Annotated in this window: 1 pseudogene; it reads left to right on the top strand. The window is 62.2% G+C overall.

The window, feature by feature from the left end:
* Window positions 1-304, top strand: a pseudogene (locus EN824_RS34405) (FAD:protein FMN transferase); the annotation flags it as partial.

Genomic DNA, 304 nt, shown 5'->3' with positions numbered 1-304 from the left:
TAGCGCGCGTTTTATCACGCCGATGGCCGCCGTCGCAGGCAGCGTCGCCGACGAATTGATCAGCGCCTTCGCACGCGAAGGAATCACCCGCGCCTACATCAACAACGGCGGCGACATTGCGTTTCACCTGACCGAAGGCCAGCAGTATCGCGTGGGCGTGTTTGCCGATCTGTCTGAATCGCTTGCGAACATGCAGCGCGCGGACGGTCTCGGGCTGGACGCCAGTTTCACGCTGGATGCAGGCATGCCGATTGGCGGCATTGCGACTAGCGGCTGGCGCGGACGCAGTTTCAGCATTGGGATT

Origin of the sequence: Mesorhizobium sp. M8A.F.Ca.ET.181.01.1.1, assembly GCF_004792025.1 — a bacterium.
Classification (GTDB): Bacteria; Pseudomonadota; Alphaproteobacteria; order Rhizobiales; family Rhizobiaceae; genus Mesorhizobium.
Note: the sequence above shows the minus strand (reverse complement) of the source record. Positions and strands in the feature narration are given on the sequence as shown.